The sequence below is a fragment of the Streptomyces sp. NPDC005866 genome, assembly GCF_040629895.1.
Classification (GTDB): domain Bacteria; phylum Actinomycetota; class Actinomycetes; order Streptomycetales; family Streptomycetaceae; genus Streptomyces.
The window spans coordinates 139834-157971 of sequence record NZ_JBEXWP010000020.1; the positions used below are offsets into that span (position 1 = coordinate 139834).

At 71.2% G+C, this 18138-nt stretch carries 14 protein-coding genes and 1 pseudogene; 8 read left to right on the plus strand and 7 right to left on the minus strand.

The genetic code is table 11. The features are described from left to right. The first annotated feature begins 23 nt into the window (after window positions 1–23). Both ABZ396_RS27400 and rfbC read left to right on the plus strand, forming a co-directional pair. A complete protein-coding gene (locus tag ABZ396_RS27400; protein ID WP_358923906.1) occupies window positions 24–2051 on the plus strand; it encodes a glycosyltransferase family A protein in 2028 nt (675 codons plus the stop codon). Between the two features lie 5 nt (window positions 2052–2056). Next, window positions 2057–2650, plus strand: coding sequence for a dTDP-4-dehydrorhamnose 3,5-epimerase (gene rfbC / locus ABZ396_RS27405; RefSeq protein ID WP_358923907.1), 594 nt, complete (start codon window positions 2057–2059; stop codon window positions 2648–2650). 46 nt (window positions 2651–2696) lie between these two features. Here the strand turns inward: rfbC and ABZ396_RS27410 are convergent, their stop codons facing one another. The 6 genes from ABZ396_RS27410 to ABZ396_RS27435 form a co-directional block, all read right to left on the minus strand. Continuing rightward, entirely contained in the window at window positions 2697–3509 is an 813-nt protein-coding gene (locus tag ABZ396_RS27410) for a class I SAM-dependent methyltransferase (protein ID WP_358923909.1), read from the minus strand. Window positions 3510–3664: 155 nt separating this feature from the next. After that, window positions 3665–4546, minus strand: a complete 882-nt coding sequence (gene rfbD, locus ABZ396_RS27415) for a dTDP-4-dehydrorhamnose reductase (RefSeq protein WP_358923910.1) — start codon at window positions 4544–4546, stop codon at window positions 3665–3667. Continuing rightward, on the minus strand, window positions 4546–5544 hold the full coding sequence (rfbB, locus tag ABZ396_RS27420) for a dTDP-glucose 4,6-dehydratase (RefSeq protein ID WP_358923912.1): 999 nt from the start codon (window positions 5542–5544) through the stop codon (window positions 4546–4548). Before rfbB ends, rfbD begins: the two co-directional genes overlap by 1 nt. Continuing rightward, window positions 5541–6608: a glucose-1-phosphate thymidylyltransferase gene (locus ABZ396_RS27425; RefSeq protein ID WP_358923914.1), complete on the minus strand. Its 1068-nt coding sequence runs from the start codon at window positions 6606–6608 to the stop codon at window positions 5541–5543. Before ABZ396_RS27425 ends, rfbB begins: the two co-directional genes overlap by 4 nt. Window positions 6609–6770: 162 nt before the next feature. Continuing rightward, a complete protein-coding gene (locus ABZ396_RS27430) occupies window positions 6771–7046 on the minus strand; it encodes a hypothetical protein (RefSeq protein ID WP_358923916.1) in 276 nt (91 codons plus the stop codon). Between the two features lie 68 nt (window positions 7047–7114). Then, window positions 7115–9562 (minus strand): SpoIIE family protein phosphatase, encoded by a 2448-nt coding sequence (locus ABZ396_RS27435; protein WP_358923918.1) that lies wholly within the window; start codon window positions 9560–9562, stop codon window positions 7115–7117. Window positions 9563–9664: 102 nt separating this feature from the next. Between ABZ396_RS27435 and ABZ396_RS27440 the strand changes: the two genes are divergently transcribed. Beyond that, window positions 9665–9922 carry a hypothetical protein gene (locus ABZ396_RS27440; protein ID WP_358923920.1) on the plus strand — a complete coding sequence of 86 codons (258 nt, stop codon included), beginning with the start codon at window positions 9665–9667 and terminating at the stop codon, window positions 9920–9922. A gap of 109 nt (window positions 9923–10031) precedes the next feature. After that, window positions 10032–12191 (plus strand): SpoIIE family protein phosphatase, encoded by a 2160-nt coding sequence (locus ABZ396_RS27445; RefSeq protein ID WP_358923973.1) that lies wholly within the window; start codon window positions 10032–10034, stop codon window positions 12189–12191. A 118-nt stretch (window positions 12192–12309) separates the two neighbouring features. On the opposite strand, the gene ABZ396_RS27450 is transcribed toward ABZ396_RS27445, so the two are convergent. Next, window positions 12310–13677, minus strand: a complete 1368-nt coding sequence (locus ABZ396_RS27450) for a S1 family peptidase (protein WP_358923922.1) — start codon at window positions 13675–13677, stop codon at window positions 12310–12312. 208 nt (window positions 13678–13885) lie between these two features. Here ABZ396_RS27450 and ABZ396_RS27455 point away from each other — a divergent pair. The 4 genes and pseudogenes from ABZ396_RS27455 to ABZ396_RS27470 all read left to right on the plus strand — a co-directional run bounded on the left by ABZ396_RS27455 (window position 13886) and on the right by ABZ396_RS27470 (window position 18137). Further along, window positions 13886–14300, plus strand: a pseudogene (locus ABZ396_RS27455) (PaaI family thioesterase). Between the two features lie 484 nt (window positions 14301–14784). Continuing rightward, window positions 14785–15000: a type A2 lantipeptide gene (locus ABZ396_RS27460; RefSeq protein WP_358923924.1), complete on the plus strand. Its 216-nt coding sequence runs from the start codon at window positions 14785–14787 to the stop codon at window positions 14998–15000. Between the two features lie 111 nt (window positions 15001–15111). After that, on the plus strand, window positions 15112–15918 hold the full coding sequence (locus ABZ396_RS27465; protein WP_358923926.1) for an HlyD family efflux transporter periplasmic adaptor subunit: 807 nt from the start codon (window positions 15112–15114) through the stop codon (window positions 15916–15918). Continuing rightward, window positions 15915–18137, plus strand: coding sequence for an NHLP family bacteriocin export ABC transporter peptidase/permease/ATPase subunit (locus ABZ396_RS27470; RefSeq protein ID WP_358923928.1), 2223 nt, complete (start codon window positions 15915–15917; stop codon window positions 18135–18137). The genes ABZ396_RS27465 and ABZ396_RS27470 overlap by 4 nt, the downstream gene beginning before the upstream one ends. Window position 18138 lies beyond the last annotated feature (1 nt).

Consider the following 18138-nt stretch of genomic DNA (forward strand, 5'->3'; position numbering starts at 1 on the left):
TATCCAGGGGGCTAGGAAGCCGGATGCCGGTCAAGGTCAGTGTTGTCGTCCCTGTTTACAATCCGGGGCCGTATATCGAGGACTGCATCGCCTCGGTGCTGCGGCAGTCGCTGCCGCGCGACGAGTACGAAGTGATCTTCGTGGACGACGGCTCCAGCGACGAGACCCCCGCCCGGCTCGACGCCCTCGCCGCCGAGCACCCGCACGTCCACGTCATCCACCAGGAGCCCTCCGGCTGGTCCGGCAAGCCCCGCAACGTCGGCATCGCCGCCTCCGAGGGCGAGTTCGTGATGTTCGTCGACAACGACGACTTCCTCGGCGACGAGGCACTGGAGCGAATGTACGACTACGGCGTCGAGAACGAGGCCGACCTGATCATCGGCAAGATGGCCGGCAAGGGCCGCCCGGTGCCGGTGGAGCTGTTCCGGCGCAACCACCCACGGGCCACCGTCGAGAACGCCCCGCTGATGGACAGCCTCACCCCGCATAAGATGCTGCGCCGGTCCTTCCTGGACCGCATCGGGCTGCGCTTCCCCGAGGGCAGACGGCGCCTGGAGGACCATGTCTTCGTCGCCGAGGCATACCTGCGCGCGTCGAACATCTCCGTGCTGAGCGACTACGTCTGCTACTACCACCTCAAGCGCGAGGACGCCTCCAACGCCGGCTTCCAGCGGTTCGACCCGGTCGGTTACTTCGCCAACCTGCGTGAGGCCCTCGACGTCGTCGAGCGCTACACCGAGCCCGGCCCCAAGCGCGACCGGATGTTCCGCCGCTGGCTGAACAACGAGATGACCGAGCGGCTGCGCGGCAAGCGGTTCCTCAACCTGCCGGACGACTACCGCAGGGAGCTCTTCGACGAGATCCACAAGGTGATCGCCGAGCGCATGGGCCCCTCCGTGTTCGCCCTGCTCGGCCCCGCCCAGCGGGTCGTCGCCGAGCTGGCCGCCGCCGGCCGGTACGAGGACGTGCTCGCGGTCGCCGAGTGGGAGGCGTCCGTCGCCCCCTCGACGGCCCTGGAGAGCGTCACCTGGGACGGCGGCGCGCTGAGGGTCGCCTTCAGTGCCGAGTACACCGCCGACGGCGCGCCGAAGACCTACCCGGCCGACACCGCCGTCACCTCGCCCGACGGCCCGGCGGCGACGGCCGCCGACGCCGTCGACCGGCTGGAGCGCGGCACCGCCGCCCGCTTCCAGAAGGCCAATGTCGACCTGGTGATGCGCGAGCGCGAGACGCACGCCCAGTTCTTCCAGCCGGTCGAGATCAGCCGCGAGACGCTGCCCGCCGAGGGCGAACCGGACCGCGTCCGCCTTGTCGTGCGGGCCACGGCCACCGTCGACCCGGCGACCGCGGCCAGCGGCAGTGCGCTGCCGCCGGGGCTGTGGGACGGGTTCGTCCGGCTGACGATCGGCGGCTGGACCCGGGAGCACCGGCTGTTCCCGGTGTCCAGGGAGCCGTTCCCCGCGATGCCGTTCCCCGGTGTGGTGGGCGGTCGCCGGGTGCTGCCGTACTGGACGGTCAAGGACAACTTCGCGCTGGACGTCGACCTGGCGAGCAAGCGGCTGGGCTTCGGCGAGTTCAACCCCGGGGACTTCACCGTCGCGGGCGACCGGCTGCGCGCGGTGCTGCCGTTCCATGTCGCCGGTGACGTCAAGGCTTCGGTCCGGCTGACCGGCCCGAAGCCGGCCGCCGAGGAGCTGGAGGTGCCCGCCACGCTGTCGCCCGCCGGGGGCGGCGGAGCGGTGCTGGACGCCCCGCTGCCGGTGCGTTCGCTGCGGGAGGGCGGCTGGCGGCTCGCGCTGTGCCTGATCGCGGACGCGACCGAGCCGCGTTTCTTCACACTGCCGCTGGTCGTCCGCGACTCCCCCGAGGGCCTGAAGGTGGCCGAGCCGGCCCCGAAGAAGCCCGCGGCGGCCGCGCCCAGGCCCGCCCCCAAGCCGAAGCCCGGGCCGAGCGCGGCGCGCCGCCTCGCTCGCCGGCTGCCGCTGCCGGTGCGCCGCGCACTGGTCAGGGCCCTGGGCAAGGGCAAGCCCGCACGACAGGAAGGCAAGTAAGAACCGTGCGACCGCTGGACATCGAAGGCGCCTGGGTCCAGGAGCCCAAGGTCTTCCCCGACGACCGGGGCAGTTTCCACGAGTGGTTCAGGGCCGCGGAGTTCCGCGAGGCCCTCGGCTACGACCTCGACCTCGCCCAGGCCAACTGCTCGGTCTCCGGGCGGGGTGTGCTGCGCGGCATCCACTTCGCCGATGTGCCGCCGAGCCAGTCCAAGTACGTCAAGTGCGTGCGCGGGGCCGTGCTGGACGTCGTCGTGGACATCCGGGTCGGCTCCCCCACCTTCGGCCGCTGGGAGGCGGTGCGGCTCGACGAGGAGAACCGGCACGCCGTGTTCCTATCGGAGGGCCTCGGGCACGCGTTCATGGCGCTGACCGACGACGCCACGGTGGTGTACCTGTGCTCGTCCGGGTACGCGCCGGGCCGCGAGCATGGCATCAACCCGCTCGACCCCGAACTGGGCATCGAGTGGCCCGCGGGCTTCGAGCCGGTGCTGTCGGAGAAGGACGCCGAGGCACCGTCCCTGGCCGAGGCGGCAGCGTCCGGACTGCTGCCGACGTACGCGGACTGCCTGGCGTACTACGAGCGGTTGCGGGCCTGAGCAGCCCCGGGGGCCGGGCCACGGCCCGGCCCCCGGATAGGACGCGTCAGGACTTGGCGTAGCGCTGCTTCAGCGCGCTTCGCTTGTTGCTGCCCTCGGCATTCCGGCCTTTTTCGACGATCACCAGGTTGTGGTAGAAGTGCACGGCCACCACATTGAGGTCCGTGTACGTCGGCTGATAGTTCTCGACGACGAATTCCTCGTAATTCAGCCCGTCCACCAGTCGCTTGAGCATCCCCATACTGGTGTGCGCGGCGTCGAGGTCCTCACTGCCCTGCCATTCGGGCCAGTACGACGACTGCGTGTCCTCGACGATGTAGATGCCACCGTCCTTGAGACGGGGGAAGAGCGTCGCGAACGTCGTGAGCACATGCGGACTACGGTGACTGCCGTCGTCGATGATGACATCCAGCTCACCGATCTTGTCGGCGACGGCGTTCAGGGACGACGGATCGGACTGATCGCCGACGAAAGTCGTGATGCGGTCCTCGTCGACAAATGACTTGTCCTGGATGTCCATTCCGAAAATCCGCGCACGCGGGAAGAACTGCTTCCACATGCGCAGCGAAGCGCCGCCTTGACCTGGCCTGTTGTACCCGCCGATGCCGATTTCCAGCAGGTTGAACGACTCGTTCTTCAGGTGCCCGAGGTGGCGCTGGTAGTGCTGCGTGTAACGGTGTATTCCCCACTTGTCCGTCTTGAAGTGCTGGGCGAGTTTGCTGAGATCTCCGGAGATCGCGTCGAGTCCGGTCGGCTCGGCCGGCCTGACCGGCCGACCTGAGATACGCCGCTTCAGCCGTCGCAGCATCCGCACATTCTTCTCACCCAATACGGACTTCACGGTCGCTCGGATCGACATCGCGAGACTTGTCCTTTCCGCACCCGACTCACATGGCATTCAGAGCATCATCGTATTGACGAAGTCGGATGCACAAGTGGTGAACGCAACAGAGTACGGAAAAGACGGTCCGGTATTGACGACCGTGGGGCACCCGGGGGTGCCCCACAGTCCTTTTACAGGGAGATCTCCTTGCGGAGGAGCGGCAGCGCCTCGTGCAGGGCCGCCCGCCAGTCCCGCAGCGGTTCCAGACCGACCTCGGTCCACCGGTCGTGGCCGAGGGCGCTGTACGCGGGGCGGGGTGCCGGCCGGACGAACGCCTCACTCGTGGTCGGGCGCACCCGTTCCGGGTCGGCATCGAGGAGGCGGAACACCTCCCGGGCCAGTTCGCACCAGGTGGCCGTGCCGGAGTTGGTGCCGTGGAAGACGCCGTGCGCGCGGTCGTCCCGCCCGAGCCGGGGGCCGAGGTCGGCGATCCGGGCGGCCAGGTCGGCGCTCCAGGTGGGCTGTCCGCGCTGGTCGTCGACGACGTCGAGGGTGTCCCGGCGGGACTCCAGTTCGATCATCGTGCGCACGAAACTCTTGCCGTGCGTGCCGTACAGCCAGGCCGTGCGGACCACCGCGCTCGCGCCCGGGAGTTCCGCCAGGACGGCCCGCTCACCGGCGAGCTTGGTGCGCCCGTAGGCGGTGCGCGGGTCCGTGGGGTGGTCCTCGGGGTACGGGGCGGTGCGGGCGTCGCCGTCGAAGACGTAGTCCGTGGAGACGTGGACGAGGCGGGCGCCGTGCCGGGCGGCTGCGCGGGCCAGCAGCCGCGGGCCCTCGCCGTTGATCAGCAGGGCCCGCTCCTCGTCGGTCTCGGCGTCGTCGACGGCCGTGTACGCGGCGCAGTTCACCACCAGGTCGGGCTTGTGCCCGGCGAGGGCCGACTCCACCGAGTCGGGGCCGGCGATGTCGAGGTCGGCACGGCCGAGGGCCACGACCTCCGCACCCCGGCGGGTGAGTTCCTCGACCATGTCGTGGCCGAGCATCCCGCCCGCTCCGGCGACGAGCCACTTCATCAGTGCTTCTCCTGCTCCTTGCGGGATTCGAGAGCGGCGCGTTCCTTCAGCGGCTCCCACCAGTCCCGGTTGTCGCGGTACCAGGCAACGGTGGCGGCGAGGCCGGAGGTGAAGTCGTGCTTCGGGGTGTAGCCCAGCTCGTCGTGGATCTTGCTCCAGTCGACGGCGTAGCGCTGGTCGTGGCCCTTGCGGTCGGTGACGTGGTCGACGCGGTCCCAGCCGGCGCCGCAGGCCTGAAGGAGCAGGCCGGTGAGTTCCTTGTTGCTGAGCTCGGTGCCGCCGCCGATGTTGTAGACCTCGCCGGCCCGGCCGCCGGTGCGGACCAGCTCGATGCCCTGGCAGTGGTCCTCGACGTGCAGCCAGTCGCGGACGTTGCTGCCGTCGCCGTAGAGCGGGACGTTCCTGCCGTCGAGGAGGTTGCTCACGAAGAGCGGGATGACCTTCTCGGGGAACTGGTGCGGCCCGTAGTTGTTGGAGCAGCGGGTGACGCGGACGTCCATGCCGTGGGTGCGGTGGAAAGCCAGCGCGAGCAGGTCCGAGGAGGCCTTGGACGCGGAGTACGGCGAGTTCGGCTGGAGCGGGTGGGTCTCGGGCCAGGAGCCGGTCTCGATGGAGCCGTAGACCTCGTCGGTGGAGACGTGCACGAACGGGCCGATGCCGTGCCGCAGGGCCGCGTCGAGGAGCGTCTGGGTGCCCAGCACGTTGGTGCGGACGAACGCGCCGGCGCCGTCGATGGACCGGTCGACGTGTGACTCGGCGGCGAAGTGCACCACCTGGTCGGCCTCGGCCATGAGCCGGTCGACCAGCTCGGCGTCGCAGATGTCGCCGTGCACGAAGGTCAGGCGCGGATGCGACTCGGGCAGGTTGGTGAGGGTGCCCGCGTAGGTGAGCTTGTCCAGCACGGTGATGTGCGGCGCGTCGGGGGCGCTGTCGGCGAGGAGGCCGCGGACGTACGTGGAGCCGATGAAGCCGGCGGCGCCGGTGACGAGGAGGTTCATGAACGGATCTGCACCTTGCTGTGGTCTCCGAGAACGAGGCGGTGGGCACTGGGGGTGCCGGGTGCCGGGGTCACCTCGACATGCCGGCCGATCAGCGAGGACTCGATCCTGCCCACCCCGTCGATGGAGGAGTCCCGCAGCACTATGGAGAACTCCAGCTCACTCTCGGTGATCCGGCAGTTCTCGGCGACCGACGTGAAGGGGCCCACGTAGGAGTCGCCGACGACGGTCCCGGCACCGATCACGACCGGGCCGACGATCCGCGAGTTGGTGACGCGCGCGCCCGCCTCGACGACCACCCGGCCGACGATCTGGCTGGCCTCGTCGACCTCGCCGTCGACGCGCGGCTCCATCCCCTCCAGGACGGTCCGGTTGACCTCCAGCATGTCCACGACATTGCCGGTGTCCTTCCAGTAGCCCTTGATCACCGTGGAGCGCACGTCGGCCCGCTGGTCGATGAGGTGCTGGATGGCGTGGGTGATCTCCAGCTCGCCGCGCCAGGACGGCTTGATGGCGCGCACGGCGTCGTGGATGGTGGGCGTGAACAGGTAGACGCCGACCAGGGCGAGGTCGCTCTTGGGCTCCTGCGGCTTCTCCTCCAGGCCGATGACCTGGCCGTCGGCGTCGAGTTCGGCGACACCGAAGGCCCGCGGGTTGGGCACATGGGTGAGGAGGATCTGGGCGTCGGGACGGGTCTCGCTGAACTCGCCGACCAGTCCGCTGATGCCGCCGACGATGAAGTTGTCGCCGAGGTACATGACGAAGTCGTCGTCGCCGAGGAACTCCCGCGCGATCAGCACCGCGTGGGCCAGGCCCAGTGGGCGGTCCTGGGGGATGTAGGTGACGTCGAGGCCGAACTTCGACCCGTCGCCGACCGCTTCCTCGATCTCGGCGGCGGTGTCGCCGACGATCATCCCGACCTCTGTGACGCCCGCGTCGGCAAGAGATTCGAGCCCGTAGAAGAGCACGGGTTTGTTTGCCACCGGCACGAGCTGTTTCGCCGATGTGTGGGTGATCGGCCGCAGCCGTGTGCCGGCACCGCCGGAGAGCACCAAAGCCTTCATTCGCTACACCTTATAGGTGAACATCCGGTTGAGACGTTCTTCTGTTTTCCTGATGGGTTACGACAGTATGGCCTTGGTGCGGACGTCACGTGACCACGAGGTACCCCGAAGCGGCATCGCGTCCGTTTTGTACGGTAATTTCAGCGCACGTGTCGGCGCGGTTCAGGAGTCCTCCGGCTGGGCCGCCGCGCGTTCCACCTCCGCCTCGACCTCGGACCGCGGCCGGCCCTCGTCGCGGGCGTACTCCCTCACGGCGGTCTGTTCGTCGCGGGCGAGGTCGCGCCACGCGCGCACGGCCGTCTCGTAGGTCTCTGACTGGGGGCCGCCCGGCGCCTGCAGGGCCGGGGGTCCGTAGGTGTCCCGCAGTTCCAGGACCTTGTCGTGGGCCGCGTCGGCCGCGCGGTGCTTCGCCACGAGTTCTTCGAAGGTGTGTGCCACGTCAAGACCCTAAGAAGGGTCGGCCCGCGCCGCCTCCCGAGACGGCCGGACGTGCACCCGTGTGGCGCTCAGCCGATGTCCAGGACGAGGTCCGCCCACACCTGTTTGCCGCCGCTGACCGGCACGGTCCCCCAGGCGGCCGACATGGCCTCCACAAGGAGGATGCCGCGCCCGCCCGTGGCCTCCCAGCCGATGTTCGAGGGTTTCACCGGACTGCGTGGCGAGGCGTCGGCGACGGCGATCCGCAGCCGGTGGTCGACCAGGGTCAGATCGAGCCGGACCGGCCCGTCGGTGTGAATCAGGGCGTTGGTGACGAGTTCGGAGACCACCAGCAGGGCCGCGTCCATGAGGTCGTCGGTGACTGCCCAGGAGCGCAGGATGCGGCGGCTGAAGCGGCGGGCGTGCCGGGCCGCCTCGGGGACCCGCCAGACCGTCCAGCTCTCCCGCAGCGGGCGCACGGCCATACCGTCGTAGCGCATCAGCAGCAGGGCGACGTCGTCGGTGCGGTGGGCGTTGCCGAGCAGAGCGTCGGCGACCAGGCCCAGGTGGGTGGGGTCGGAGGCGCCGAGGTCGCGGGCGAAGCGCGTCATGCCGTCGTCGATGTCGGTCCCTGGGGACTCGACCAGGCCGTCGGTGGTGAGCGCGAGCAGGGTGCCGGAGCGCAGGCTGAGCTGGGTCATGGGAAAGTCGGCCTGGGCGACCACGCCGAGCGGGGGGCCGCCCTCGGTCACGACGACCTCGGTGACGCCGTCCGGGTGACGCAGGACCGGTGGCAGGTGCCCGGCGCGCACGCACCAGGCGGTGCCGTCCTCCATGTCGACGTCGACGTAGCAGCAGGTGGCGAAGAGGTCGCTCTCCATGTCCATGAGGAGCCGGTTGGCGTGCGAGACGACCACGTCGGGGGTGTGCCCCTCGGCCGCGTAGGCGCGCAGCGCGGTGCGCATCTGGCCCATCAGGGTGGCGGCGGCGGCGCTGTGACCCTGTACGTCGCCGATGACGAGGGCGACGTGGTTGTCGGTCAGCGGGATCACGTCGTACCAGTCGCCGCCGACCTCAAGGCCCTCGGCGGTGGGCAGATAGCGGGCGACGGCGACCGCGCCGGGCAGCCGGGGCAGCCGGCGGGGCAGCAGGGCGCGCTGGAGCATGCCGACGAGTTCGTGCTCGGCGTCGAAGGCGTGGGCGCGCATCAGGGCCTCGCCGGCGAGGCCGGCGGAGGCGGTGAGCAGGGCGCGTTCGTCGGGACCGAAGTCGTGCGGGCTGTCCCAGCCGATCAGGCAGGCGCCGGCCATCCGGCCGCCCGCGGGCAGCGGGAGGACGGCGAGTCCGCCGGGGCCGACCTCGGCGAGGGCGGGTTCCAGGGTGGTCGGGGCGTGCCAGATCCGGGGGCGGCCCTCGCGTAGGACTGCGGCGAGGGTGGGCATGGCGCGCACCGGCGCGTCGGGCCATTCGGTGCGCCATTCGGTGCGCCACAGCTCGGGCCAGGACTCGGCGTCGGGCGGGTCCAGGACGGTGACGACGAGACGGTCGTTCTCCAGTTCGGCCAGGGCTATGCGGTCGGCCTTGAGCGGTGCGCGCAGGGCGGCGACGACGGCCTGGCTGACGTCCTTGACCGTGCCGGCGGTGGCCAGCGCGGCGGCGAGCCGCTGCACGCGGGCCACGTCCGTGACGTCGGAGCGGAGCGTGGAGGCGTCGGCGACGGTGCCGGCCAGCCGGGCGGGGCGCCCCTCACCGGCCGGCACCAGGCGGCCGCGCAGCCGCAGCCACTTGGGCGACCCGGAGGGCTCCAGGATCCGGAACTCCAGCTCGCGGTCGCCGATGGACATGTGGTCGGCCTCGACGACGGACATCAGGGCGGCCACGTCCTCGGGCACGGTACGGCCCAGCAGTGTCTCGACCTTGCCGTCGAACTCGTCCCGGCTCATGTCGAAGAGCCCGAGGATGCCGTCGCCGACCTCGATCCGGCCGGTGTCCATGGCGAGGGTGAACGCGTCGGCGGGCAGCACGCCGGTGTCGGCGGGCGTGGGGAGTTGGACGGGCAGGGCGATCGCGTCGGCGATCAGTTCCAGGCAGGCACGGTCCTCGTCGCCGAACCCGCCGTCCCGTTCGCTGACGGCGGCCAGAAGTCCGGCACGGCCGGGCAACGGCAGGACCGCCAGTGAGAACTCCGGGAACGGGGTCCGCCGCGCGTCCGGGCAGCCGGCCAGTTCCTCGGGTCCCAGCCAGACGGACCGCCCGGTGCCGTAGGTCTCGGCGGCCGGGGACCGCCCCACGGCCGGGTAGGCGTCACGCAGCCCGAAGAAGGTGCGGGGCAGTCCGGCCGAGTCGGCCAGGCGCAGCACGGTCCCGTCGTCCCCCGGCGCGTACACCGCGGCGAACGCCGCGCCGGCGAGCACCAGCGCCTGTTCGAGGACGCGGCGCAGCCGGTCGGGTGCGCCGGGATCGCCCGTGAGCGTTTCGAGGGCGATTTCGGCGCGTTGCGTTCTCGTTCCGCGTACCGCAGCGCCCTCACTGACCACGCCGCCATTACAGCGCTTATGGGGCGTCTGCGCAGCCCCTGTGACTGTTCCGTGCAGCCCGGGGGCCGCTGCGCTCGAAAGGCGCCGACCATGTCTTGACCCGTGCGTCCCGCACGATGGACAGGTGGTACGAGGTGTACGCGCTCGCCGACGGACGTCGCGCACCGGACCGCCTCCGCCGCCCGCGCCGAGCGGATCCTGACGATGGACGGCCCCGGCACGGCGTACGGCACCCACGAGGACCTGCTGCGCACCCGCGGCCTCTACCAGGGCGCACGCCCGGCGCCCGTACGCCGCCGCGCTCTTCGGCTGCGGGGGCATGTGCCGGGGCGGACGGGGTACGCGGGCGCGGCCCGGTGAGGTGGCTTGCGCCGCTTTCGCCGTGCGCCCGTCGCCGCCACGAGGGAGTCTTGACCCGGGGGACGCGACGCGCGGCCGGACGAGGAGGTGGTCGGGCGTGTCCGACAGGATGGGGGCCCCTCCCGCGTCGGCGCAGCCGGGCCTGGAGGAGACGGCGGCCGACGAGACCCGGTCCGGCCGACCGCCGCTGCTGTCGTTGGCGCTGGCCTCGGTGATGGAGGAGGTCCACGCGCACTCCGGCGCGGTCTATCTCCTCGCCGCCGACGAGGCGGTCCTGGAGATGGCGGTGACGGCGGGGCTGCCCCGGGCGTTCGCGGCGCCCTGGGAGCGGGTCGGGCTGAGCACTCCGATCCCGGTGGCGGAGGCGGTGCGCGAGCGGCGGCTGGTGTGGGTGGGCGGCGAGGAGGACATGGCCCGCCGGTACCCGCGGATCGCGGTGGTGCTGCCCTATCCGTTCGCGCTGGCCGCGGTACCCGTGGCGACACGGGACACCGCGTACGGGGCGTTGTTCGTGACCTGGCCAGGTTCGCATCCGACGGTGCTGTCGGACCGGGAGCGGGCGGCCCTGACGTCGGCGGGCGACCGGCTCGCGAAACGGCTGAAGCGGGCCGGCCGGGAGCACCGTACGCGGCGGGCCGAGCCGGATCTGCTGGCGGCGCCGGCGTCCGGGGTGGCGGGCACGCTGGGCACGGTGGAGGCGGCACGGATGGTGGCGCGGCTGCCGTACGGGCTGGCTTCGCTCGATCTGCACGGGCGGGTCTGCTTCGCCAACGCGGCGGCGGCCGAGCTGCTCGGCGTCCAGGTCGGCGATCTGCTCGGCAACCCGCCGTGGGTGGCGGTGCCCTGGCTGAACGACCCGATGTACGAGGACCGTTACCGGGCGGCGCTGATCAGCCAGCACGTGACGTCGTTCGTGGCGCTCAAGCCGCCGGGCGACTGGCTGTCGTTCCGGATGTATCCGAGCACGACCGGACTGACCACCCGGATCAGCCGGGCCCGGGCGGTCGCCGAGATGGTGGGCGCGCTGCCGCGCGCCGACGCGGCGCCCGGCTCCCGGCTGGTCACCATCTCGCAGGTGCTGAGCCTGGCCGGGGCACTGACGGAGGCCGTCGGTGTGCAGGACGTCGTGCAGTTGGTGGCCGACGAGGTGGCCCCCGCCGTCGGCAGCCAGGCCCTGGTGGTCCTCGGGACCCGGGGCGGACGGCTGCACGTCCTCGGGCACCGCGGTTACGAGGAGCCACGGATCGTGGAGCGCTTCGACGGCCTCCCGCTGGCCGAACGGACGCCCGGCACCCATGTCCTGAACACCGGCGTCCCCGCGTTCTTCGAGTCGAAGCAGCAGCTGGAGCGGCTGTATCCGGGCCGGCACGAGACCCCGGACGGCTTCGCCGCCTGGGCGTATCTGCCGCTGATCGCGTCGGGCCGGCCAGTGGGCACCTGCGTCCTCTCCTACGCCGAGCCGCACGCCTTCCCCGCCGACGAGCGCGCCGTGCTGACCAGTCTCGGCGGGCTCGTCGCGCAGGCGCTGGAGCGGGCCCTGCTCTACGACGCGAAGACCCAGCTGGCGCACGGTCTCCAGGCGGCCCTGCTGCCGCACTCGCTGGCTCCGCCGCCCGGCATCGAGGCGGCCGCGCGCTATCTGCCCGCCATGCACGGCATGGAGATCGGCGGCGACTTCTACGACCTGGTGCCGACCCGGCCGCTGGCGGCGGCGGTGATCGGGGACGTCCAGGGGCACAACGTGACGGCGGCCGGGCTGATGGGCCAGATCCGTACCGGCGTCCGGGCTTTCACCACCGTCGGGCAGGCGCCGGAGGAGGTGATGCGCAGCACCAACCGGCTGCTGATCGACTTCGGGGCGGATCTGTTCGCGAGCTGCCTGTATCTGCGGCTGGATCCGGAGCGGGGGCGGGCGGTGATGGCCCGGGCCGGGCATCCGCCACCGTTGCTGAGACGTCCGGACGGGCGGGTACGCGTGCTCGACCTGGCCGGGGGCCCGCTGCTGGGCATCGACGCGGGGGCGACGTACCCGACCACCGAGGTGTCGCTGGCGCCGGGCTCGGTGCTCGCCCTGTACACCGACGGGCTGGTCGAGTCACCCGGTGTGGACATCGAGGACGCGCTGGTCGATCTGGGCGAACTGCTCGCGGAGAACGGCGACCAGCCGCTGGACAAGCTCGCCGACACGCTCGTGCGGCACAGTGCGGCGGCGCAGGAGCGTGTCGACGACGTGGCGGTGCTCTTGCTCAGAGCGCGGCCCGACGGCTGACGTACGCGGGGCGTGCTGCGGTCCGGCCCTCCCGCCGGAGGGCCGGACCGTCCACCGGTCGGCCGGAACCGCTCGTGGGGCCGGGCGGTGGGGCAGTGGGACGACAACCGCCGTTGGCCTACGAGCCGTCGTTCACGCCGGTCCCGTCGCCGGCCGTCGCGGACGGGTCGCTGACGCCGCTCTGGTCGCCGGCCGTCGCGGACGGGTCGGCGGCGCCGCCGATCTGGTCGCCGCCGGCACCGCTCCCGTCGCCGGCCGTGGCGGACGGGTCGGCCGTCGCGGACGGGTCGGCCGTGGCCCCGGCGTCACCGGCACCGGCGCCACCGGCGCCCGCGCCGCCGCCGAGGGTCGCGCCGGTCGCCTGCAGGGCGGTGGTCACCGGCTGGAAGAAGGTCTCACCGCCGGAGGTGCAGTCGCCGCTGCCGCCGGAGGTCATGCCGACCGCGCCGCCGTCCTGAGTGAACAGCGAGCCGCCGCTGTCGCCGGCCTCGGCGCAGACGTCGGTCTGGATGAGACCGGTGACGGTGTCGACGCCGTTGGGGTCGGTCTCGCTCTGGAAGTTGACGGTGGCGTCGAGGCCGGTGACCTGGCCGTCGTGCAGACCGGTGGTGGAGCCCATCCGGAACACGGTCTGGCCGACGGTGGCGTCCACGGCCTGGTTGATGGCGACGGTCTGGCCGTTGCCGACGTTGACCTCGCTCGGCGCCTGGGTGGCGGGGTCGTTGTACTTGACGAGCGAGAAGTCGCCCTCGCCGGGGAAGGTGGCCTGGTCCACGGTGGCGATCGGCTGGCCGGTCTCGGAGTCGGACCAGTCCTGGGCCGCGACTCCGCAGTGACCGGCCGTCAGGAAGGCGGGGCTGCCGTCGGAGGCGGTGACGTTGAAGCCGAGGGAGCAGCGGACGCTGCCGTTCTGCACCTGGGAGAAGATCGCGTCGCCGCCGGAGACGAAGGTCTTGAAGGTGCCCGACGACTTCTTCAGGGTCGCCATGTTCGAGCCAAGGCTCTGCACCGTCGACTCCAGCGTGTCCCACTTGGTGCCGGTGACGGTGCTGTCGGCGCTGACCACGACCTTGTTGGTCTTCGGGTCGACGGCCCAGGCGGTGCCCGGGATCGTCGCCTTGGTCTTCAGGGTGGTGGCGGCGGCCGCCAGCTCGGAGTTGCTGTTCTCCACCTGGCGGACGACCGCGCCGGCCTTCTCCGCCTGGACCACCACGTTGTCGTCGCCGTTGATGACGTTGACGACGAGCTGCTGCTTGCCGCTGTCGTAGTAGGACCCGGCGAAGGCCTGGCCGAGCAGGCCCTGGAGCTGCGCGGCGAGGTCCGAGGCGTCGGTCGCCTTCAGGGTCTTGGGGGCAGCGGTGGTGGCGCCGGAGGCGTTGTCCTGTGACGCGTTGGCGTTCGGCAGCAGTAGGGCCGCAGCGCCGAGCGCGGCGACACCGCCCACCGCTATCGCGGCCCTGCGCTTCGGAATTCGCTTGTGACTCAAACTTCTCGACCTCCAAGGGACGGAGTGTCTGCCGTGATCGGGCAGTCGTTCGTGAGCGGCGCCTGGATGGCCATAGGTACGGGCGGGTCACGTGGTGCGTTCAGTTCCGGTTCCCAACTTCCTTGGACGGACGGCGAATCGGCCACACCCGCGCGTGTCGGGTCGCGGACGCGCGTTGCGTGCCCCGGGCCCGGGAACAATCCCCCATATGACGACGACCACCGCCGAAGCCGACAAGATCCTCTCCGCCGACTTCGCCCCCCTGGGTGGTCGATCTCGGGCTGTCCGTCGAGGCGGTGGGCGAGGACCGGGCGTTGCTGCGTCCACCCTGGTCGGACCGGCTGTCCCGGAAGGGCGGCGGGCTGTCGGGGCAGGCCTTGATGGCGGCGGCCGACACGGCGGCGGTGATCGCGGTCTCGGCGGCCCGGGGCGGCTTCGTGCCGATGACGACGGTGCAGCAGTCGACGTCGTTCCAACGCGCGGTGACCGGTTCGGATGTCCTGATCGAAGCGGTGCTGACCAAACTGGGCCGCCGGATGGCGTTCGCCGACATCACGATGAGCGACGAGAGGTCGGGTGCGCTCGCGGCCCGGTCGAGCACGGTCTACGCACTCCTGGGGTGAAAGCCTGCACCCTTGGACCGACACGGTCAGCAATCGATCATTGACGGACTGTCGCGATCACCTACCGGAATCCTTGCTTCAGAGAATCTGCACATCCACTACCCAAGCAAGTCACCGGAACCGGCAGATCTGCACAACCGCACGCCCCCTGCCGCCTCTTTGGCGCGGAGTGCCGGATTCGCCGCCGCAGAGGCAAGCCATTCGGCTGCGGCGAAGTCGTGCGGTGTGTGAAGGAGTCGCCGACAAGACGTGCCCACGCCTGCACGGATGAGCCCTTCTGAGGCTCAAGAGCCCAGGTGAGGCGCATGGTTGATTGGATGCGCGGACCGCGAGCGTGCTTTGATCCATCGCACCGCGGTGTTGCGAAGGGCTCCCGGAGACGGGCACCCGGCGCCCGCGGTGGCGGCCATCCGTACTGTCCCCAAAGGGCCGTTGGGGGGCCGTTCTCCCCCTTGTGAATATCCATATGAAGGGAAGTTCCATCATGAACTCCACCCCCCAGGTTGAGACCGTCGAGATCTCCGACGCCGAGCTCGACAACGTCTCGGGCGGCCTGTCCCTGAACGCTCTCGGCACCGTCACCGGCCTGGTGGACGGCGTTGCCCCGGTTTCCGGCCTGGTCAACATGGCTGTGGGCACCCTCGAGGGTGTCACCGGCCTGAACACCCAGCCGGTCACCAACCTGGTCGCCGGTATCTGACCGCACCTCGTTGCCGCTGAGTCCCGGAGCCGTACCCAGGCCCCGGGGCTCTCGGGTGTTTTGAGACACCCCCTGTTCACCAGCGTCTCTCCCACAGGTGAGGGAAGTTCCGTGCAGTTCCGCCAACAGGCCCTCGCCAAGCTTCAGTCGCCGGAGGAGCTCGATCTTCCGGTGCGTTTCGCCCGTCCGCAGGGCTGGCTCGCGCTGTCCGTCTCGGTCGTCGTGATGGCGGCGGCCTCGGTGTGGGCGGTGACCGGTTCGGTCGCCTCCACGGTGAGCGCCCAGGCCATCCTCACCCACGGGCAGGGCAGCTACATCCTGCAGAGCCCGGTCGCCGGGCAGGTCACGGCCGTCCTCGCCGAGCAGGGCCAGCGGCTGCCGGCGAACTCCCCCGTCCTGAAGGTGCACACCAGCCAGGGCGACTCGGTCGTGCGTACGGTCGCCGCGGGCCGGATCAGCGCGCTCGCCGCCACCATCGGGCAGATCATCCAGACCGGCGCGAACGTCGCCGCCGTGGAGAAGATCGCCCACGCCTCGGACCCGCTGTACGCGACGGTCTACGTCCCCGCCGAGAACGCCTCCGCCATCCCCGCGAACGCCCCGGTCGACCTGACCGTGTCGTCGGTGTCGACACAGGAGTACGGAGTGCTGCGCGGCCATGTGAAGTCGGTGGACCGCAGTGCCCAGTCGGCCCAGTCGATCTCCGCGTTCCTCGGGGACAGCCAGCTCGGCGACCAGTTCACCAGGAAGGGCCGCCCGGTGGCGGTGCTCGTCCGGCTGGACACGTCGAGGAAGAGGAAGAGCGGCTACAAGTGGTCCTCGGCGGACGGGCCGCCGTTCAAGCTCGACTCCATGACCCTGGCCTCGGGTGCGATCCGGCTGGCCGACCAGCACCCCGTCGATTGGCTGCTCCCGTGACCACCGCCCAGGAGACCCGCGGCCGCCGGCGCGCCGCCCCGCCCAAGCGACCGGTGCCCAAGGGCCGCGGCCGCATGGTCCGCACACCCAGCGTGCTCCAGATGGAGGCCGTCGAGTGCGGCGCCGCCTCCCTCGCCATGGTCCTCGGCCACTACGGCCGCCATGTCCCGCTGGAGGAGCTGCGCATCGCCTGCGGTGTCTCCCGCGACGGCTCGCGCGCCAGCAACCTGCTGAAGGCGGCCCGCAGTTACGGCCTCACGGCCAAGGGCATGCAGATGGACCTGGCGGCGCTCGCCGACGTCCAGGCCCCGGCGATCCTGTTCTGGGAGTTCAACCACTACGTCGTCTACGACGGCATGGGCCGCCGCTTCGGCCGCCGCGGCGTCTTCATCAACGACCCCGCCAAGGGCCGCCGGTTCGTGCCCCTGGAGGAGTTCGACGGCAGCTTCACCGGCGTCGTGCTGGTCCTGGAGCCGGGCGACGGCTTCGAGAGGGGCGGCCGCAAGCCCGGTGTCCTCGGCGCGATGCCGGCCCGGCTGCGCGGTACGGCGGGCACCATGCCGGCGGCGGTGCTGGCCAGTCTGCTGCTGGTGGTCGTGGGCGCGGCGGTGCCCGCGCTGAGCCGCCAGTACATCGACATGTTCCTCATCGGCGGCCAGACCTCGCTGCTCGCCGTGCTGTTCGCGGCGATGGGCACCTGTGTGCTGCTCACCCTGGCCCTGACCTGGCTGCAGCAGGCCAACCTGCTGCACGGCCGTATCGTCTCCTCCACGCTGTCCAGCGCCCGCTTCCTGCGCCATCTGCTGCGGCTGCCGGTGACCTTCTTCTCCCAGCGCAGCCCGGCCGACCTGGTCCAGCGCCTGCAGTCCAACGACCAGGTCGCCGAGACCCTGGCCCGCGACCTCGCGGCGGCCGGTGTGGACGCGGTGGTCGTGGTGCTGTACGCGGTGCTCCTTTACACCTACGACACGCAGCTCACCTTCGTCGGCATCGGGGTGGCGCTGCTGAACATCGTGGCGATGCGGTTCGTCGTGCGGCTGCGCGCGACCCGGACCGCCAAGCTGCGCGCGGATACCGCCCGGCTCACCAACACCTCCTACACCGGCCTCCAGCTGATCGAGACGATGAAGGCGACCGGCGGTGAGGACGGCTACTTCCGCAAGTGGGCCGGGCAGCACGCGAGCACGCTGGAGGAACAGCAGCGGCTGGGGGTGCCGAGCGCCTGGCTCGGGGTGGTCGCCCCGACGCTCGCCACCCTCAACAGCGCGCTGATCCTGTGGATCGGCGGTATGCGGGCGGTCGAGGGCGGTATCTCGGTCGGGCTCCTGGTCGCCTTCCAGTCCCTGGTCACCCGCTTCACCGCCCCGCTCACCCGGCTGAACGGCGTCGCGGGCCGCATCCAGGACTTCGCGGCCGACGTGGCCCGCCTCAAGGACGTGGAGAACTTCCAGGCGGACCCGATCTACGCCCGCCCCGGCTCCGGCGAGTCGACCCGGCGGCTGCACGGCCATGTTGAACTGGAGAACATCACCTTCGGCTACAGCCCGCTCGACAAGCCCCTGCTCACCGGCTTCGACCTGACCGTCGGCCCCGGCCGGCAGGTGGCCCTGGTGGGTGGCTCGGGCAGCGGCAAGTCCACGGTCTCCCGGCTGATCTCGGGCCTGTACGCCCCCTGGGAGGGCGTGATCCGCATCGACGGCCAGCGCCTGGACGACATCCCGCGCGGCGCCCTCGCCGCCTCCGTCTCCTTCGTCGACCAGGACGTCTTCCTCTTCGAGGGCTCGGTCCGCGACAACGTGGCGCTGTGGGACCCGTCCATCCCGGACGAGGCCGTGGTGGAGGCGCTGCGGGACGCGGCCCTGTACGACGTGGTGATGCGCCGCCCCGGTGGCATCCACAGCAAGGTCGAGCAGGACGGCCGCAACTTCTCCGGCGGCCAGCGGCAACGCCTGGAGATCGCGAGGGCGTTGGTCCGCAGGCCGAGCATCCTCGTGCTCGACGAGGTGACCAGCGCCCTCGACGCCGAAACCGAACTGACGGTCATGGACAACCTGCGCCGGCGCGGCTGCGCCTGTGTGGTGATCGCGCACCGGCTGAGCACGGTCCGCGACAGCGACGAGATCGTCGTGCTCCAGCACGGCACGATCGTGGAGCGCGGTCGGCACGACGAGTTGGTGGCACACGGCGGGGCGTACGCCGCGCTGGTCAGGGAGCGATGAG

What these genes read in the sequence shown, in the direction of transcription:
- ABZ396_RS27400 (WP_358923906.1), top strand. Translation starts at nt 24, where the DNA reads ATGCCGGTCAAGGTCAGTGTTGTCGTCCCTGTTTACAATCCGGGGCCG.
- ABZ396_RS27410 (WP_358923909.1), bottom strand. Translation starts at nt 3,509, where the DNA reads ATGTCGATCCGAGCGACCGTGAAGTCCGTATTGGGTGAGAAGAATGTG.
- rfbD (WP_358923910.1), bottom strand. Translation starts at nt 4,546, where the DNA reads ATGAAGTGGCTCGTCGCCGGAGCGGGCGGGATGCTCGGCCACGACATG.
- rfbB (WP_358923912.1), bottom strand. Translation starts at nt 5,544, where the DNA reads ATGAACCTCCTCGTCACCGGCGCCGCCGGCTTCATCGGCTCCACGTAC.
- ABZ396_RS27425 (WP_358923914.1), bottom strand. Translation starts at nt 6,608, where the DNA reads ATGAAGGCTTTGGTGCTCTCCGGCGGTGCCGGCACACGGCTGCGGCCG.
- ABZ396_RS27445 (WP_358923973.1), top strand. Translation starts at nt 10,032, where the DNA reads ATGGGGGCCCCTCCCGCGTCGGCGCAGCCGGGCCTGGAGGAGACGGCG.
- ABZ396_RS27460 (WP_358923924.1), top strand. Translation starts at nt 14,785, where the DNA reads ATGAACTCCACCCCCCAGGTTGAGACCGTCGAGATCTCCGACGCCGAG.